Source organism: Agromyces sp. NPDC058126 (genome assembly GCF_042884595.1).
GTDB lineage: Bacteria > Actinomycetota > Actinomycetes > Actinomycetales > Microbacteriaceae > Agromyces.
In genome coordinates this window covers 93,639-108,219 of record NZ_JBHVTS010000002.1, presented here as the reverse complement: position 1 = coordinate 108,219, position 14,581 = coordinate 93,639, and the positions used below count along the sequence as shown (strand labels likewise).

The 14,581-nt window shown below is 72.2% G+C and carries 13 protein-coding genes; 8 read left to right on the top strand and 5 right to left on the bottom strand.

Annotated features, from left to right (window positions below):
- Window positions 1-40 precede the first annotated feature (40 nt).
- Together ACFVTR_RS05740 and ACFVTR_RS05735 are read left to right on the top strand one after the other, a co-directional pair.
- Window positions 41-1,039: a carbohydrate ABC transporter permease gene (locus ACFVTR_RS05740; RefSeq protein WP_387035536.1), complete on the top strand. Its 999-nt coding sequence runs from the start codon at window positions 41-43 to the stop codon at window positions 1,037-1,039.
- A gap of 2 nt (window positions 1,040-1,041) precedes the next feature.
- On the top strand, window positions 1,042-1,968 hold the full coding sequence (locus ACFVTR_RS05735) for a carbohydrate ABC transporter permease (RefSeq protein ID WP_387035534.1): 927 nt from the start codon (window positions 1,042-1,044) through the stop codon (window positions 1,966-1,968).
- 64 nt (window positions 1,969-2,032) lie between these two features.
- Here the strand turns inward: ACFVTR_RS05735 and ACFVTR_RS05730 are convergent, their stop codons facing one another.
- Window positions 2,033-3,718: a beta-N-acetylhexosaminidase gene (locus ACFVTR_RS05730; protein ID WP_387035531.1), complete on the bottom strand. Its 1,686-nt coding sequence runs from the start codon at window positions 3,716-3,718 to the stop codon at window positions 2,033-2,035.
- Between the two features lie 284 nt (window positions 3,719-4,002).
- On the opposite strand from ACFVTR_RS05730, the gene glyA reads away from it, so the two are divergent.
- From glyA to ACFVTR_RS05705, 5 genes are all read left to right on the top strand, one after another.
- Window positions 4,003-5,277, top strand: coding sequence for a serine hydroxymethyltransferase (gene glyA, locus ACFVTR_RS05725; RefSeq protein WP_387035529.1), 1,275 nt, complete (start codon window positions 4,003-4,005; stop codon window positions 5,275-5,277).
- 75 nt (window positions 5,278-5,352) lie between these two features.
- Window positions 5,353-6,237 carry a bifunctional methylenetetrahydrofolate dehydrogenase/methenyltetrahydrofolate cyclohydrolase gene (locus ACFVTR_RS05720; RefSeq protein WP_387035527.1) on the top strand — a complete coding sequence of 295 codons (885 nt, stop codon included), beginning with the start codon at window positions 5,353-5,355 and terminating at the stop codon, window positions 6,235-6,237.
- Window positions 6,238-6,314: 77 nt separating this feature from the next.
- Window positions 6,315-7,553, top strand: a complete 1,239-nt coding sequence (locus ACFVTR_RS05715; protein WP_387035525.1) for a cytidylyltransferase domain-containing protein — start codon at window positions 6,315-6,317, stop codon at window positions 7,551-7,553.
- Entirely contained in the window at window positions 7,550-8,428 is an 879-nt protein-coding gene (locus ACFVTR_RS05710) for an N-acetylneuraminate synthase family protein (protein WP_387035523.1), read from the top strand. Before ACFVTR_RS05715 ends, ACFVTR_RS05710 begins: the two co-directional genes overlap by 4 nt.
- Entirely contained in the window at window positions 8,425-9,741 is a 1,317-nt protein-coding gene (locus tag ACFVTR_RS05705) for a DUF6716 putative glycosyltransferase (protein ID WP_387035520.1), read from the top strand. The genes ACFVTR_RS05710 and ACFVTR_RS05705 overlap by 4 nt, the downstream gene beginning before the upstream one ends.
- Here ACFVTR_RS05705 and ACFVTR_RS05700 read toward each other — a convergent pair.
- Both ACFVTR_RS05700 and ACFVTR_RS05695 read right to left on the bottom strand, forming a co-directional pair.
- Window positions 9,730-10,266 (bottom strand): gamma carbonic anhydrase family protein, encoded by a 537-nt coding sequence (locus tag ACFVTR_RS05700; RefSeq protein ID WP_387035518.1) that lies wholly within the window; start codon window positions 10,264-10,266, stop codon window positions 9,730-9,732. The genes ACFVTR_RS05705 and ACFVTR_RS05700 overlap by 12 nt on opposite strands.
- A gap of 9 nt (window positions 10,267-10,275) precedes the next feature.
- Window positions 10,276-11,523, bottom strand: a complete 1,248-nt coding sequence (locus ACFVTR_RS05695) for an APC family permease (protein ID WP_387035516.1) — start codon at window positions 11,521-11,523, stop codon at window positions 10,276-10,278.
- 54 nt (window positions 11,524-11,577) lie between these two features.
- On the opposite strand from ACFVTR_RS05695, the gene ACFVTR_RS05690 reads away from it, so the two are divergent.
- A complete protein-coding gene (locus ACFVTR_RS05690) occupies window positions 11,578-12,078 on the top strand; it encodes a YbaK/EbsC family protein (protein WP_387035514.1) in 501 nt (166 codons plus the stop codon).
- 109 nt (window positions 12,079-12,187) lie between these two features.
- Here ACFVTR_RS05690 and galK read toward each other — a convergent pair whose 3' ends face one another.
- Together galK and galT are read right to left on the bottom strand one after the other, a co-directional pair.
- Window positions 12,188-13,369, bottom strand: coding sequence for a galactokinase (gene galK / locus ACFVTR_RS05685; RefSeq protein WP_387035512.1), 1,182 nt, complete (start codon window positions 13,367-13,369; stop codon window positions 12,188-12,190).
- Window positions 13,366-14,487 (bottom strand): galactose-1-phosphate uridylyltransferase, encoded by a 1,122-nt coding sequence (gene galT, locus ACFVTR_RS05680; RefSeq protein WP_387036587.1) that lies wholly within the window; start codon window positions 14,485-14,487, stop codon window positions 13,366-13,368. Before galT ends, galK begins: the two co-directional genes overlap by 4 nt.
- Window positions 14,488-14,581 lie beyond the last annotated feature (94 nt).

The window sequence follows — 14,581 nt, the reverse complement described above, 5'->3', positions numbered from 1 at the left end:
CCTCGACGCCACACGGAAAGGGTTCGGTGATCCTCGCACCATGAGCTCCACAACCGATGCATCATCGAACCCGACGGGGGCGGCCACCGGCCGCCCCCGTTCCGGGGGATCGCCGTCCGGCGGGGCGGGTGCGAAGGCGCCCGCCCGCCGCGGCAAGCCCGGCGGCCGCGACCTCGCGATCGCGCTTCCCTGGATCACGCCCGCACTGATCCTCATCTTCGGCGTCGTGCTGTTCCCGGCCGTCGTCATGTTCTACAACTCGACCCGCGACATCTCGCTCTCCGGGCTCGACAAGGGATCGGTCGGCTTCGACAACTACGTCGAGGTCTTCCAGTTCCCGTACTTCTGGCCGATCTTCTTCCGCACGATCGTCTGGGTCGTCGTGGTCGTGGCCTTCACGGTCGTGATCTCGCTCGGGCTCGCGCAGATCCTCAACAAGGCGTTCCCGGGCCGTCAGCTCGTGCGCCTCGTCGTGATCATCCCGTGGGCCGCCTCGGTCGTCATGACCACGATGGTCGTCTACTACGGCCTCGAACCGTACTTCGGCATCATCAACAAGTTCCTCGTCGACATCGGCCTCGTCGACACCCCCGAGGGCTACGGCTGGACGAAGAACCCGACCACGGCCTTCATGTGGTCGATCATCGTCGCGATCTTCGTCTCGCTGCCGTTCACGACGTACACGATCCTCGCCGGGCTCGCGACCGTGCCGGGCGACACGCTCGAGGCCGCCAAGATGGACGGGGCCGGGCCCGTGCGCACCTACTTCAAGGTCGTGCTGCCGCAGCTGCGCGGTGCGCTCAGCGTCGCCGTGCTCATCAACATCATCAACGTGTTCAACTCGCTGCCGATCCTCCGCGTGATGACCGGATCGATCCCCGGCTACGACGCCGACACGATCATGACGATGATCTTCAAGTACATCCAGAACCAGCACAAGGTCGACGTCGCATCAGCGCTCTCGGTCGTCGCCTTCCTCATCGTCATCGTGATCGTGGCGGTGTACGTGAAGGTCGTCAAGCCCATGAAGGAGGTCTGATCGTGACCGTCACCGAAACCCGCGCGATGCTCGCGACCGACGCCGGCGGAGGCGCCGGTCGGCAGACCCCGCCGCGCAAGCGCCGCTACACCGAAGACCAGGTGTCGCTCGGGCGCGTGCTGCTGCGCATGTTCGCCGGCCTCATCGTGCTCGCGATCTTCATCGTGCCGTACCTCATCATGTTCTTCGGCTCGGTGAAGACGAAGTCGCAGATCCTCTCGGTCGACCCCACCTACTTCCCCACGGAGTGGCACTGGGAGAACTACATCGACATGTGGTCGACGCCCGAGACGCCGCTGCCGCAGAACATGATCTCGACGATCGTGATCTCGGTGTTCGCGACGCTGCTCGTGCTCGCGGTCGCGCTGCCCGCGGCGTACTACACGGCGCGGTTCAAGTTCCCGTTCCGCATGGTGTTCCTGTTCCTCGTGATCGTCACGCAGATGCTGCAGCCCGCGGTGCTCACCTCGGGCCTGTTCCGCCAGTTCACGGCGCTCGGCATGGGCGACACCTGGGCGGCGATGATCTTCATCAACGCGGCCTTCAACCTGTCGTTCGCGGTGTGGATCATGCACTCCTTCTTCGCGGGCATCCCGAAGGAGGTCGACGAGGCCGCCCAGATCGACGGCGCGGGCCGGCTCACGGTGCTCTTCCGGATCAACCTCCCGCTCGTGTGGCCGGGCATCGTGACGGCGATCGTGTTCACCTTCGTCGCCTGCTGGAACGAGTTCGCCGCCTCGCTCGTCATCCTCTCGACGGCGGGCAACCAGCCCATGTCGGTCGCGCTCACGAAGTTCGTCGGCCAGTACTCGACGAGCTGGCAGTACGTCTTCGGCGTCTCGATCGTGGCGATCATCCCCGTGGTCGTGCTCTTCATGCTCATCGAGAAGCGCCTCGTGGGCGGGCTCACGGCGGGCAGCGTCAAGTAGCGCGCAGCGCGATTCCACACGACGGATGCCACGGGGCCTGCCCCGTGGCATCCGTCGTGCCGGCCTACTCGGCCCAGTCGACGCCGCCGACCTTGCGGTAGGCCACCCCGAGTGCGTCGAGGTGCGCGCCGAGCGTCGACAGCCGCGCGCGGAAGTCCGCCTCGTCGCGGGCGTCGGCGGGCGACCAGGCGACCTCGGCGGTCGCCGCGATGCGCGGGAAGACCATGAACTCGAAGTCGGGCACCGTCTCGATCGTCTCCGTCCAGATCGAGGCGGCGACGCCGAGGATGTCGGACTCCTCGAGCCCGTCGATCGTCTCCTCGGGCTGCCAGGCGTACGCCTGCTCCAGCGTGATCGTGGCGGCCCACCTCGTGCCGAGCTCGCCGCCGAGCGGCCCCTGCGGCCGGTCGGGGTACATCATGTCGAGGTAGGTCACGTCGGCGGGGGCGAGGATCAGCCGGCCGCCCTGATCGAGGAACGATCGCGCCTGCCCGGCCGACTCGGGGTACGGGCGCACGGGTTCGTCGCGGCGGTTCGCGGGGACCTCGTGCGAGGCCGTCAGGTCCCAGTAGTGCCCGATGGTGCCGGGCGGAAGCTCGCTCGACGCACCCATCTCGTGATAGGCGATGACGGTCTTTCCGGTCGCGGCGCCGGCCTTCGTGATGCGCGCGACGAGGTCGAGGAAGTCGTCGTGCGGGGTCGCGAGCGGTTCGTCGCCGCCGACGTGGATCCACGGGCCGGGGGTGAGCTCGGCGACCTCGCCGAGCACGTCGGCGAGGAACCGGTCGGTCGCCTCCGCCCGCTCGGGGGCGGCGCACAGCGACGAGAAGCCCACCTCGGTGCCGGTGTACGGCTCGCGCGCCACCCCGTCGCAGTTCAGCTCGGCGTAGGAGCTGAGCGCCGCGTTCGTGTGCCCGGGCAGGTCGATCTCGGGCACGACGGTGATGAACCGCTCGGCGGCGTAGTCGACGATGCGCCGGTAGTCGTCCTTCGTGTAGAAGCCGCCGCCGTCGCCGCCGACCGAGGTCGACGCGCCGATGCGCGTGAGCTCGGGCCAGGAGTCGATCTGCAGGCGCCAGCCCTGGTCGTCGGTGAGGTGCAGGTGCAGCACGTTGACCTTCAGCAGGGCGAGTCGGTCGACGTGGTCGAGCAGGTCGTCGACCTGCATGAAGTTGCGGGCGACGTCGACGAGCGAGGCGCGGTACTCGAAGCGCGGCGCATCCCTGATCGAGACGGCCGGCACCGTCCAGCCGCCGTCCGGGGTCGAGGCCTCCGTGCGCTCGATCTCGGCGGGCAGCAGCTGGCGCAGCGATTGCGTGCCGCGGAACAGCCCGGCGGCCGCGGACGCCGCGATGCGGACGCCGTCGCGCCCGCTCTCGAGGGTGTAGCCCTCCTCGCCGCCCGCCACCCCATCATCGATGACGAGCACGATGTCGTCGCCGTCGGCCGAGGGGGCGGATGCCTCGCCGGCGCCCCGTTCGACGGGCAGCTCCCATCCCGTGGCCGCGCGGGCGGCCTCGGCGAGCGGGCCGGCCGCGCGTTCGGCCTCGTCGCCGTCGACGACGAAGCGGGTGCGCTCGGTGAGCGTGAACTCGCCCGCGTCGGTGAGCTCGAAGCTCACGGGGGCGGGCACGATGCCGGGCACGGGGTCTCCGTTCTCCTGCGAGGGGGTGCAGGCGGTCAGCGCGCCGAGCACGACGGCGAGCGGGAGGGCGATCAGGGCGGTGGAGCGGGCGTGGCGTCGTTGCATGCGTCCTCGCGAAAAGAAGGAATCCTGACGAAGTGGCTCGCTGCTCATCCTGCCACGGAACCGACCCGGGGCGACAGCGCCGTGTGACGTTCGGCAGCGACGCACTGCGGTCGCCGGAGGCATCCATTGCTATGCTTGCGATCGTCGCGACTGGCGTTGAGATGGATTCCCATCGGGGAGCGACTGCTACGGACCGACCGCACGCCTGGGCCGGTACGACTGCTTCCGCGCGAGTCGCGGAGGCAGCAACCCCACATAGGTCCGTATGTCATAAGGAGCCAGTCTTGGCCGAATCCATCTTCAACGCGCCCCTCTCCGAGGTCGATCCCGAGATCGCCGAAGTTCTCGAACTCGAACTCGGGCGTCAGCGCGACTACCTCGAGATGATCGCGAGCGAGAACTTCGTTCCGGTCTCCGTGCTCCAGTCGCAGGGCTCGGTGCTCACCAACAAGTACGCCGAGGGCTACCCGGGGCGTCGCTACTACGGCGGCTGCGAGTTCGTCGACGTCGCCGAGTCCCTCGCGATCGAACGGGCGAAGTCGCTCTTCGGCGCCGAATACGCCAACGTGCAGCCCCACTCGGGCGCCACCGCCAACGCGGCCGTGCTCTCGGCGATCGCCACCCCCGGCGACACCATCCTCGGTCTCGAGCTCGCCCACGGCGGCCACCTGACCCACGGCATGAAGCTCAACTTCTCGGGCAAGCTCTACAACGCCGTGTCGTACGGCGTCGACCCCGAGACCTTCCTCGTCGACATGAACGTCGTGCGCGACAAGGCCCTCGAGCACCGCCCGCAGGTCATCATCGCCGGCTGGTCGGCGTACCCCCGTCACCTCGACTTCGCCGCGTTCCGCGCGATCGCCGACGAGGTCGGCGCGAAGCTCTGGGTCGACATGGCGCACTTCGCCGGCCTCGTCGCCGCGGGCCTGCACCCCTCGCCGGTGCCCTACGCCGACGTCGTCTCGTCGACCGTGCACAAGACGATCGGCGGCCCCCGCTCGGGCTTCATCGTCTCGCGCGACACGGAGCTCGCGAAGAAGCTCAACTCGAACGTGTTCCCGGGCCAGCAGGGCGGCCCGCTCATGCACGTGATCGCCGCGAAGGCGACCGCGTTCAAGGTCGCCGCCTCGGCCGAGTTCAAGGACCGCCAGGAGCGCACCATCCGCGGCGCGCAGATCCTCGCGGCCCGCCTGACGGCCGACGACTCGCGCGCCGCCGGCGTCGACGTGCTCACGGGCGGCACCGACGTGCACCTCGTGCTCGCCGACCTCCGCAACTCGAAGATCGACGGCCAGCAGGCCGAGGACCTCCTGCACGAGGCGCTCATCACCGTGAACCGCAACGCGGTGCCGTTCGACCCGCGCCCGCCGATGGTCACCTCGGGCCTGCGCATCGGCACGCCCGCGCTCGCGACCCGCGGCTTCGGCGACGCCGAGTTCACCGAGGTCGCCGACATCATCGCCCTCACGCTCCAGGGCGAGGCGGATGTCGCGGCGCTCCGCGCCCGCGTCGAGGCGCTCACGGCGGCGTTCCCGCTCTACCCCGGCCTGCAGCAGTAGGCCACGGCCGGGCGGGGCGATCCCGTCCCGCCCGGCCCACTCCGTCGCATCCGACTGCCACCCGAGGGAGCACCCATGACCGCCATCACGCTCGACGGGGTCGCCACGGCGTCCGCCGTGAAGCACGAACTCACCGCCCGCATCGAACTGCTGAAGGCGAAGGGCGTCACGCCCGGGCTCGGCACCCTCCTCGTCGGCGACGACCCCGCCTCCCGCTCGTACGTCGCCGGCAAGCACCGCGACTGCGCGGAGGTCGGCATCGAGTCGATCCGCGTCGACCTGCCGGTCACCGCGAGCTCCGCCGACGTCCGGGCCGCGATCCGCGACCTCAACGCCGCGCCCGAGGTCACGGGCTACATCGTGCAGCTGCCGCTGCCCGCCGGGCACGACGAGAACGCGATGCTCGAACTCATCGACCCCGACAAGGACGCCGACGGCCTCCACCCCACGAACCTCGGGCGGCTCGTGCTCGGCATCGAGGGCGAGCTGCACTCGCCGCTGCCGTGCACGCCCGCCGGCATCGTCGAGATGCTGCAGCGCTACGACGTGCCGATCCGCGGGCGCCACGTCACCGTGATCGGGCGCGGCCTCACGGTCGGGCGCCCTCTGGGCCTCCTCTTCACCCGCAAGGGCCTCGACGCGACCGTCACGCTCACGCACTCGCGCACGCAGGACCTGGCCGCCGAGGTGCGCCGCGCCGACATCGTCGTCGCGGCTGTCGGCGTGCCGCACCTCGTGAAGCCCGAGTGGATCAAGCCCGGCGCCGCCGTGCTCGACGTCGGCATCACCCGCGTGCAGGACGAGGAGACCGGCAAGGGCCGGCTCACGGGCGACGTCGACCCCGCGGTCGCCGAAGTCGCCGGCCACCTCTCGCCGAACCCCGGCGGCGTGGGCCCGATGACCCGCGCGATGCTGCTCGCGAACGTCGTGAAGGCGGCGGAGCAGCGGCTCGGCGCGTAGTCCGCTCGCACCACTCGTTCATCCGGCCGCAACGCGCGCGCCACCGGCGCGCCACCCGGGCTCCGTAGCCTGCCCGCATGGCCGAGCCGCACCCCGAACCGCACGACGTCGCCGTGGCGATCATCCCGGCGCGCGGTGGCTCGAAGGGGCTGCCGGGCAAGAACCTCATGCGCCTCGGCGGCGTCTCGCTCGTCGGGCGCGCGGTCGCCGCGGCGCGGGCAGCGCGCTCCGTCGGCACGATCATCGTCACGACCGACGACGAGGAGATCGCGCGGGTCGCCCGGGCGGCGGGCGCCGAGGTCGTCGATCGGCCCGCCGACCTCGCGGGGGATGCCGCGACCTCCGAGTCGGCGCTGCTGCACGCGCTCGACGAGCGCTACGCGCACGCGGGGGATGCCCCGCCGGTGACACTCTTCATCCAGGCGACCTCGCCGTTCATCGACCCGTCCGACCTCGACGCGGCGGTCGCCCGCGTCGCGAGCCACGAGGCCGACAGCGTCTTCGCCGCGGTCGAGAGCCACGCGTTCCTCTGGCGGGCCGCGGGCGACGGTGCCGTGTTCGGAGCGAACCACGATGCCGCCGTGCGCCGGCGCAGGCAGGATCGTGAGCCCGAGTTCCGCGAGACCGGCGCGTTCACCGCGATGCGGACGGCGGGGTTCCGCGCCGCGCGGCACCGCTTCTTCGGGCGCATCGCCCCGCAGCTGGTGCCTGCGCTGCACGGCGTCGACATCGACACGGCCGCCGACCTCGTCGTCGCGAAGGCGCTCGTCGAGCTCATCGACCGCCCGGCCGCCGCGATCGACGTCGACGCCGTCGTCACCGACTTCGACGGGGTGCACACCGACGACACCGCCTGGGTCGACACCGACGGCCGCGAGCTCGTGCGCGTCAGCCGCAGCGACGGCCAAGGCGTCGCCCGCCTGCGGGCCGCGGAGGTGCCGGTGCTCGTGCTCTCGGCCGAGGAGAATCCCGTCGTCGCCGCGCGCGCGGCGAAGCTGCGGGTCGAGGTGCTCCAGGGGGTGCGCGACAAGGGGCCGGTGCTCGCCGAATGGGCGGCGGCACGCGGCATCCCGCTCGAACGCATCGCGTACCTCGGCAACGACGTCGGCGACCTGCCCGCGCTCGCCCTCGTCGGCTGGCCGGTGGCCGTCGCCGACGCCGTACCGGCCGTGCGCGAGGCCGCGCGCGTCGTGCTCGAGGCGCGCGGCGGCGCCGGCGCCGTGCGCGAACTCGCCGAACTCGTCCTGGCGGCGCGCCCCGGTGCGCCCGCGCAGAACCCGTCACCACGAACCGAACACGAGGGAGCACTCGCATGACCGCCATCCGCATCGGCCGATCCGCGATCGGTCCCGGGCATCCCGTCTACGTGATCGGCGAGATCGGCCTCAATCACAACGGCGACGTCGAGATCGCCAAGCGGCTCGTCGACGTCGCCGCCGAGTCGGGGGCGCAGGCTGTCAAGTTCCAGAAGCGCACGCCCGAGATCGCGACCCCCGAGCACATGCGGGATGTCCCGCGCGAGACCCCCTGGGGCACGATGAGCTACCTCGACTACCGGTACCGGGTCGAGTTCGGCGAAGCCGAGTACCTCGAGATCGCCTCGTATGCGATTCGCGCGGGGCTCGACTGGTTCGCCTCCCCGTGGGACGTGCCGTCGGTCGAGTTCCTCGAGCAGCTCGACGTCGCCGCGCACAAGGTCGCCTCGGCCTCGGTCACCGACCTCGCGCTCCTCGAGGCGATCGCGGCGACGGGCAAGCCCGTGATCTGCTCGACCGGGATGTCGACGCTCGACGAGATCGACCGGGCGGTCGAGGTGCTCGGCACCGACCGGCTCGTGCTGCTGCACGCCACCTCGAGCTACCCGATGCCGCCCGAGGAGGCGAACCTCCGCACGATCGACACGCTCCGGCGCCGCTACCCGGGCGTGCCGATCGGCTACTCGGGGCACGAGCGCGGACTGCAGATCTCGCTCGCCGCGGTCGCGCTCGGCGCGGTCGCCGTCGAGCGGCACATCACGCTCGATCGCGCGATGTGGGGTTCCGACCAGGCGGCCTCGCTCGAGCCGATCGGGTTCGAGCACCTCGTGCGCGACATCCGGGTCATCGGCGAGGCGATGGGCGACGGCGTGAAGCGCGTGTTCCCCGGCGAGGAGGCGCCGCGCGCGAAGCTCCGCCGGGTGCCCGCGCTGTGAGCGCGAGGCGTCGGCGACTCGTCGTGGTCGCCGACTCCGACTCGTACGTGAAGTGGGGCGCCGCGTTCGCCTCGCGCCTGCCGGTCGGGTGGGAGGCCGAGCTCGTCCTCGTGACGACGCCGGTGCTGCCGAGCGAACGGCAGTTGTCGGCCGCCCTCGACGGCACCGTGTTCTCGAGGGGCGCGGTGCGACGGCTGGGCCTCGACGGGCTCGCCGCACGACTCGAGGCCCGTCGGCCCGACGCGGTGCTGCTCGCGCTGCGGGGGCCGCTCGTGCGGGTGGTCGCGCCGATCGTCGGTGCCCTGCCCGAGCGGCCGGTGATCGTGAGCGGCTTCCCCGGGCTCACGATCCCGGCCGAGCCGAAGGCGATCGTCTACCGCGAGCAGGTCGACCTGATCGTGCTGCACAGCCGGCGCGAGGTGCGCGAGTTCCGCGCCAACGCGCTCGCGCTCGGGGTGCCGGTCGAGTTCGGCCTCGCGACCCTGCCGTTCCTGTCGGTGGGCGATCGCGCGTTCGCGGCGGCCCGGGCGGATGCCACTGGCCCGAACCCGTTCGCAGCTGAGGGGCCGCACGGCGGCGACCTCGTCTTCGCCGCGCAGGCGAAGGTGCCCGCGGAGCGGGAGGACCGGGTGCGGATGCTGGGCTGGCTCGTGGATGCGGCACGGCGACGGCCGGCTCGTCGGGTCGTCGTGAAGGTGCGCGCTCGGCGGGGGGAGGCGCAGACGCACGCCGAGGCGCACGACTACGCAGAGCTCCTCGCCGACCCCGAGGTGCTGGACGCCCTCGGCGGCCCACTGCCGCCGAACCTGGTCGTGCTCGACGGGCCGATGTCGCGGTGCCTCGAGGAGGCCGCGATGCTCGTCACCGTCAGTTCGACCGCCGCGCTCGAAGCGGTCGCCGCGGGTGTGCCCGCGGTCGTCGTCGACGAGTTCGGCGTCGAGCCGAAGCTCATCAACACCGTGTTCGAGGGCAGCGGCCTCCTCGCCGGGGCCGAGGCGATCGCCGAGTGGGCGCCGAGGCGACCCGATCCCGCCTGGCTCGCCGACAACTACTTCCACGGCGAGGGCGACGACGACTGGGCCGATCGGCTCGACGGGCTCCTGCTGATCCGGGAGGCCGGCGTCCTGCCGTTCAGGAGGCGCCGCCACAACCTGACCGGGGGAGCGCTGCGCAGGGCCTTCGAGCGCAAGCGCATGCTCGGACACTACGACCGCTCGCTCGCGGGCGCGGTCTCCACGGTGGTGGCCCGCCCGGCGCGCTGGGTCGTGCGTCGCGCGCGACGTGTGGGCGCGTCGCGCCGACTACTCGCCTGAGGCGTTGTGCTCCTCGACGTGGGCGAGGTAGGCGGCGGCGTTGCGACGGATGCCGTCGCGCTCGGCGTCCGAGAGTTCGCGGCGCACCTTCGCGGGGACGCCCGCGACGAGCGAGCCGGGCGGCACGACCGTGCCCTCGAGCACGACCGCGCCCGCGGCGACGAGCGAGCCCTCGCCGATGACGGCGCCGTTCAGCACGGTGGCGCCCATGCCGATGAGGCAGTCGTCCTCGACGGTGCAGCCGTGCAGCACGGCGCCGTGCCCGACGGAGACGCCCCGTCCCACGGTGAGCGGGTACCCGGCGTCGACGTGGCAGACGACCGTGTCCTGCAGGTTCGAGTCGGCGCCGAGCACGATCGGCTCGGCTTCCGCGCGGAGCACCGCGTTGTACCAGACGCTCGAGCCCGCCTCGAGGCGCACGTCGCCGACGATCACCGCGCCGGGCGCGACGAACGCCGAGTCGGCGATCACGGGGGCGGGGATACCGGCGAGGGCGATGATGCGGGCTGAGGGGTCTGCGGCCATGTCCCGAGCCTATCGACGGCGGCGGGCGATCGTGACGAGCCGCCAGCACACGCCGACGGCGAAGACGACGAGGCCGGCGATGATCGAGGTCGACGGCAGGGTGACGACGAGCACGAGGCATCCGATCGCCCCGGCGGCCGAGAGCGCTCGGGGCACCCGGCGCTCGCCCGCCGGCTGCGTGAGTGCCGCGAGGTTCGCGACGAGGTAGTAGCCGAGCACGCCGAACGAGGAGAATCCGATGGCCTCGCGGAGGTCGACGGTGAGCACGAGGGCGACGATGACGACCGCCACGACGATCTCGGCGACGTGCGGAACGCGCGTGCGGGGGTGCACGGACGCGAGCGGTTGCGGCAGCTCGCCGTCGCGCGCCATGGCGAGGGCGGTGCGACCGATTCCCGCGATCAGGGCGAGCAGCGCGCCGAGCGCCGCGGCTGCGGCGGCGAGGCGCACCACGGGGGCGAGAGCGGGCCACCCCGCGGCCTCGACGAGGTCGACGAGCGGCGCGGTCGAGGCGGCGAGCGCCGGGGCGCCGAGCGTCGCGAGCAGGACGAGCGCGACGAGCGCGTAGAGCACGAGTGCGCACGCGAAGGCGATCGAGATCGCCCGTGGGATCGTGCGTGCGGGGTCGCGCACCTCCTCGCCGAGGGTCGCGATCCGGGCGTACCCCGCGAAGGCGAAGAACAGCAGGCCGGCCGACTGCAGGATTCCGAACCAGCCCGCGTCGAGCAGCCCGTCGAGTGGGATGCCCCGCTGCAGCAGCGCGCTGCCGCCCGCGGTGATGACGACGAGCAGCACGAGCACGACGAAGGTCACGATGATCGTCGCGGCACGTGCCGTGCGCGTGATGCCGCGGAGGTTCACCCCGGCCAGCGCGATGACGGCGGCGGCGGCGAGCGGGCGCTGCCACTCGCTCGGCACGAGGTAGGCGGCGAAGGTCATCGCCATGGCGGCGCAGCTCGCGGTCTTCCCGATGACGAAGCCCCATCCGGCGAGGAAGCCGGGCCAGGCGCCGAGCCGTTCGCGGCCGTAGCGGTATGCGCCGCCCGACTCGGGGTAGCGCGCCGCCAGCTGGGCGGTCGAACTCGCGTTGGCGAAGGCGACGAAGGCCGCGATCGCGAGCCCGATGACGAGCCCGCCGCCTGCGGCCGCCGCGGCCGGGGCGAAGACGGTGAAGACGCCCGCCCCGATCATGGCGGCGAGCCCGATCACGACGGCGTCGCGCACGCCGAGGCGTCTGGCGAGTGAGGGTGGCGTCACGGCCGCACTCTACGCCACCCGGGTGTCGCGCCGGAGCCGCCGTAGGATCGGAGGATGAGCTCGCCGATGCCCTCGTCCATGCCGTCGCACCCCGCGGTCGAACGCGTCGCCGCCTCGCTCTCCGCGCACGGCCTCGAGCCCGAAATCGTCTGGTTCGACGACGCGGTGACGACGGCGCCCCTCGCGGCCGCGGCGCTCGGCGTCGAGGTCGGGCAGATCGCGAACTCGCTCGTCTTCACCCTCGACGGCGAGCCCCTGCTCGTGCTCACCTCCGGAGCGCACCGCGTCGACACCGAATGGCTCGGCGCCGAACTCGGCGGAACGATCGGCCGCGCATCGAAAGAGCTCGTGAAGGATGCCACGGGGCAGGTGATCGGCGGAGTGGCGCCACTCGGGCATCCCGCCCCGGTGCGCACGATCGTCGACACCGAGCTCGCCGGTTACCCCGTCGTCTGGGCCGCCGCGGGCCATGCCAAGACCGTCTTCCCGACCACCTTCGACGAGCTCGTCCGCATCACCGGAGGAACCCCGCGCCCCGTCGAGCCGACCGCCTGACTCGCCGCTCCGAGCGCCTGCGCGTCGTCCTCGGTGACTTCTGTACGCCGCCGGCACCCCGCCGGCACCCCGCCGGTCGGCGTGCGGCGGCTGAGATCCTCGGGGAGGCTCAGACGTCGCGGCGGGTGCCCTGCGCGGCGCGCACCGTGAAGATCGAGGGCTCGCGGTAGCCGTGCTCGGCGAAGGCCGCCGCGATCTCGCGCGTCACGATCGGCACGAGGGCGTCGATCATGAGGGCGATCGCCGAACCGCCGAATCCTCCGCCCGTCATGCGGGCGCCGATCGCGCCGTTCGCCTGCGCGGTCGCGACCGCGAGGTCGAGCTCGGGCACGGAGATCTCGAAGTCGTCGCGCATCGAGACGTGCGAGGCATCCAGGAATGGGCCGATCGCGCCGGGGCCCTGTTCATGGAGTGCGCGCACCGTGTCGAGCACTCGCTGGTTCTCGGTCACGACGTGACGCACCCGGCGGAACGTCTCGTCGTCGAGCAGTTCGGCGGCCCGGGGCAGGTCGCCCTCCTGCAGCTCGCGGAGGGACTCCACCCCGAGCGCCCGGGCGCCCGCCTCGCAGGAGGCGCGGCGCGCAGCGTACCCGCCCGTGGCGTGCGCGTGCGACACCCGGGTGTCGACGACGAGGAGGCTGAGGCCCGCGGCGGCGAAGCCGAGCGGGATCACCTCGGCGTCGAGGCTCCGGCAGTCGAGGAACACGCCCGCGTCGGCCTCGCCGAGCAGCGACGCCGACTGGTCCATGATGCCCGTCGGCGCCCCGACCACCCGGTTCTCTGCCAGCTGGCCGACCTTCGCGAGGGTGGGGCGGTCGAGGCCCAGACCCCAGTGCTCGTCGAGCGCGAGGGCGACCGCGCACTCGATCGCGGCCGACGACGACAGACCCGCACCGACGGGCACGTCGGACGCCAGATACAGGTCGACCCCGCGCACGGCCGAGAGGTCGGCGCCGAACTCACTGAGCGCCCACGCCACGCCGAGCGGGTACGCCGCCCAGCCGTCGACCGAGTCGGGCGTGAGCAGGTCGAGGTCGATCTCGACCAGGTCGGGCGCGAAGCCCGTCGCGACGCGGAGCATCCGGTCGTCGCGGTCGCCGAGCGCGACCGCCGTGCGCTGCTCGATCGCGAAGGGGAACACGAAACCGTCGTTGTAGTCCGTGTGCTCGCCGATCAGGTTCACCCGGCCGGGCGACGACCAGACGCCCGCGGGGCGTCGTCCGAACCACTCGGCGAAGCCGTGCTGCGCCTGCGTCACCGGGTCGACCCGTCCCGTCGTCGTCTCGCTCATTCCGATGCCTTCCCGATCGCGGCGCGCAGCGCCTCGGCCTGCGTCTCGGGGGGAACATCCCCGATCCATGCTCCCATCGCGGCCTCGGAGCCCGCGAGGTACTTCAACTTGTCGACTCCGCGCCGCGGGCTCGTGAGCTGCAGCATGAGCCGCACGTCGTCGCGCCGCGTGTGCACCGGGGCCTGGTGCCAGGCGGCGATGTACGGCGTCGGGGTGTCGTAGAGGGCATCGACGCCGCGCAGCAGCCGCCGGTACAGCACCGCGAGCTCGTCGCGCTCGGCGAGCGTCGTCGCGGCGAGGTCGGGCACGTGCCGGTGGGGGAGCAGGTGCACCTCGATCGGCCAGCGTGCCGCGAACGGAACGAACGCGCTCCAGTGCTCGCCCTCGAGCAGGAGGCGCGGGCCGCCGCGTTCGCGCTCGAGCAGGTCGGCGAAGAGCGCCGGGCCGTACGAGTCGATCGCGGCGAGCAGCCGCTCGGTGCGCGGCGTCACATACGGGTACGAGTAGATCTGCCCGTGCGGGTGCCCGAGGGTCACGCCGATCTCGCGCCCGCGATTCTCGAACGGGAACACCTGCTGCACGCCCGGCAGTGCCGAGAGCGCGGCGGTGCGCTGGGCCCACGCCTCGATCACGGTGCGTGCGCGCGTCACCGTCTGAGTGCCGAACGAGCCCTCGTGCTCGGGGCTGAAGCAGACGACCTCGCAGCGGCCGACCGACGGGTGGCGGCGCTCGAGGCCGACCCGGCGGAGCTCGCCGAGCGCGCCGAGCGGATCGAACGCCTCGGCGGCGGGGAGCTCGGGACCGAACGACGGCGAGCGGTTCTCGAAGACGGCGACGTCGTAGCGGCTCGGGATCTCGGAGGGGTTGCCGGGCGACTGCGGCGAGAGCGGGTCGAGCTCGGCCGGCGGCAGCACGACGCGGTGCTGGCGGGCGGCGGCGATCGAGATCCACTCGCCGGTCAGCGGGTCCTGCCGCATCTCGGCCATCGCCGGCCGCGGCGCGAGTGCGCGCTCGTCGACGGCGCGTTCGGCCGGCAACTGCGTGTCGGCGTCGTCGAAGTAGATGAGCTCGCGGCCGTCGGCGAGCGTCGTCGGCCGCACGGCGATGCGCGGGTCGATCACGGTCGCGGATGCCTCGGCGGCGAGGTCGCTCGTCTGGGTCACGCGGCACACGATACGCGACTTTCGTTCTGCAAACAAATCACTTTCGTAT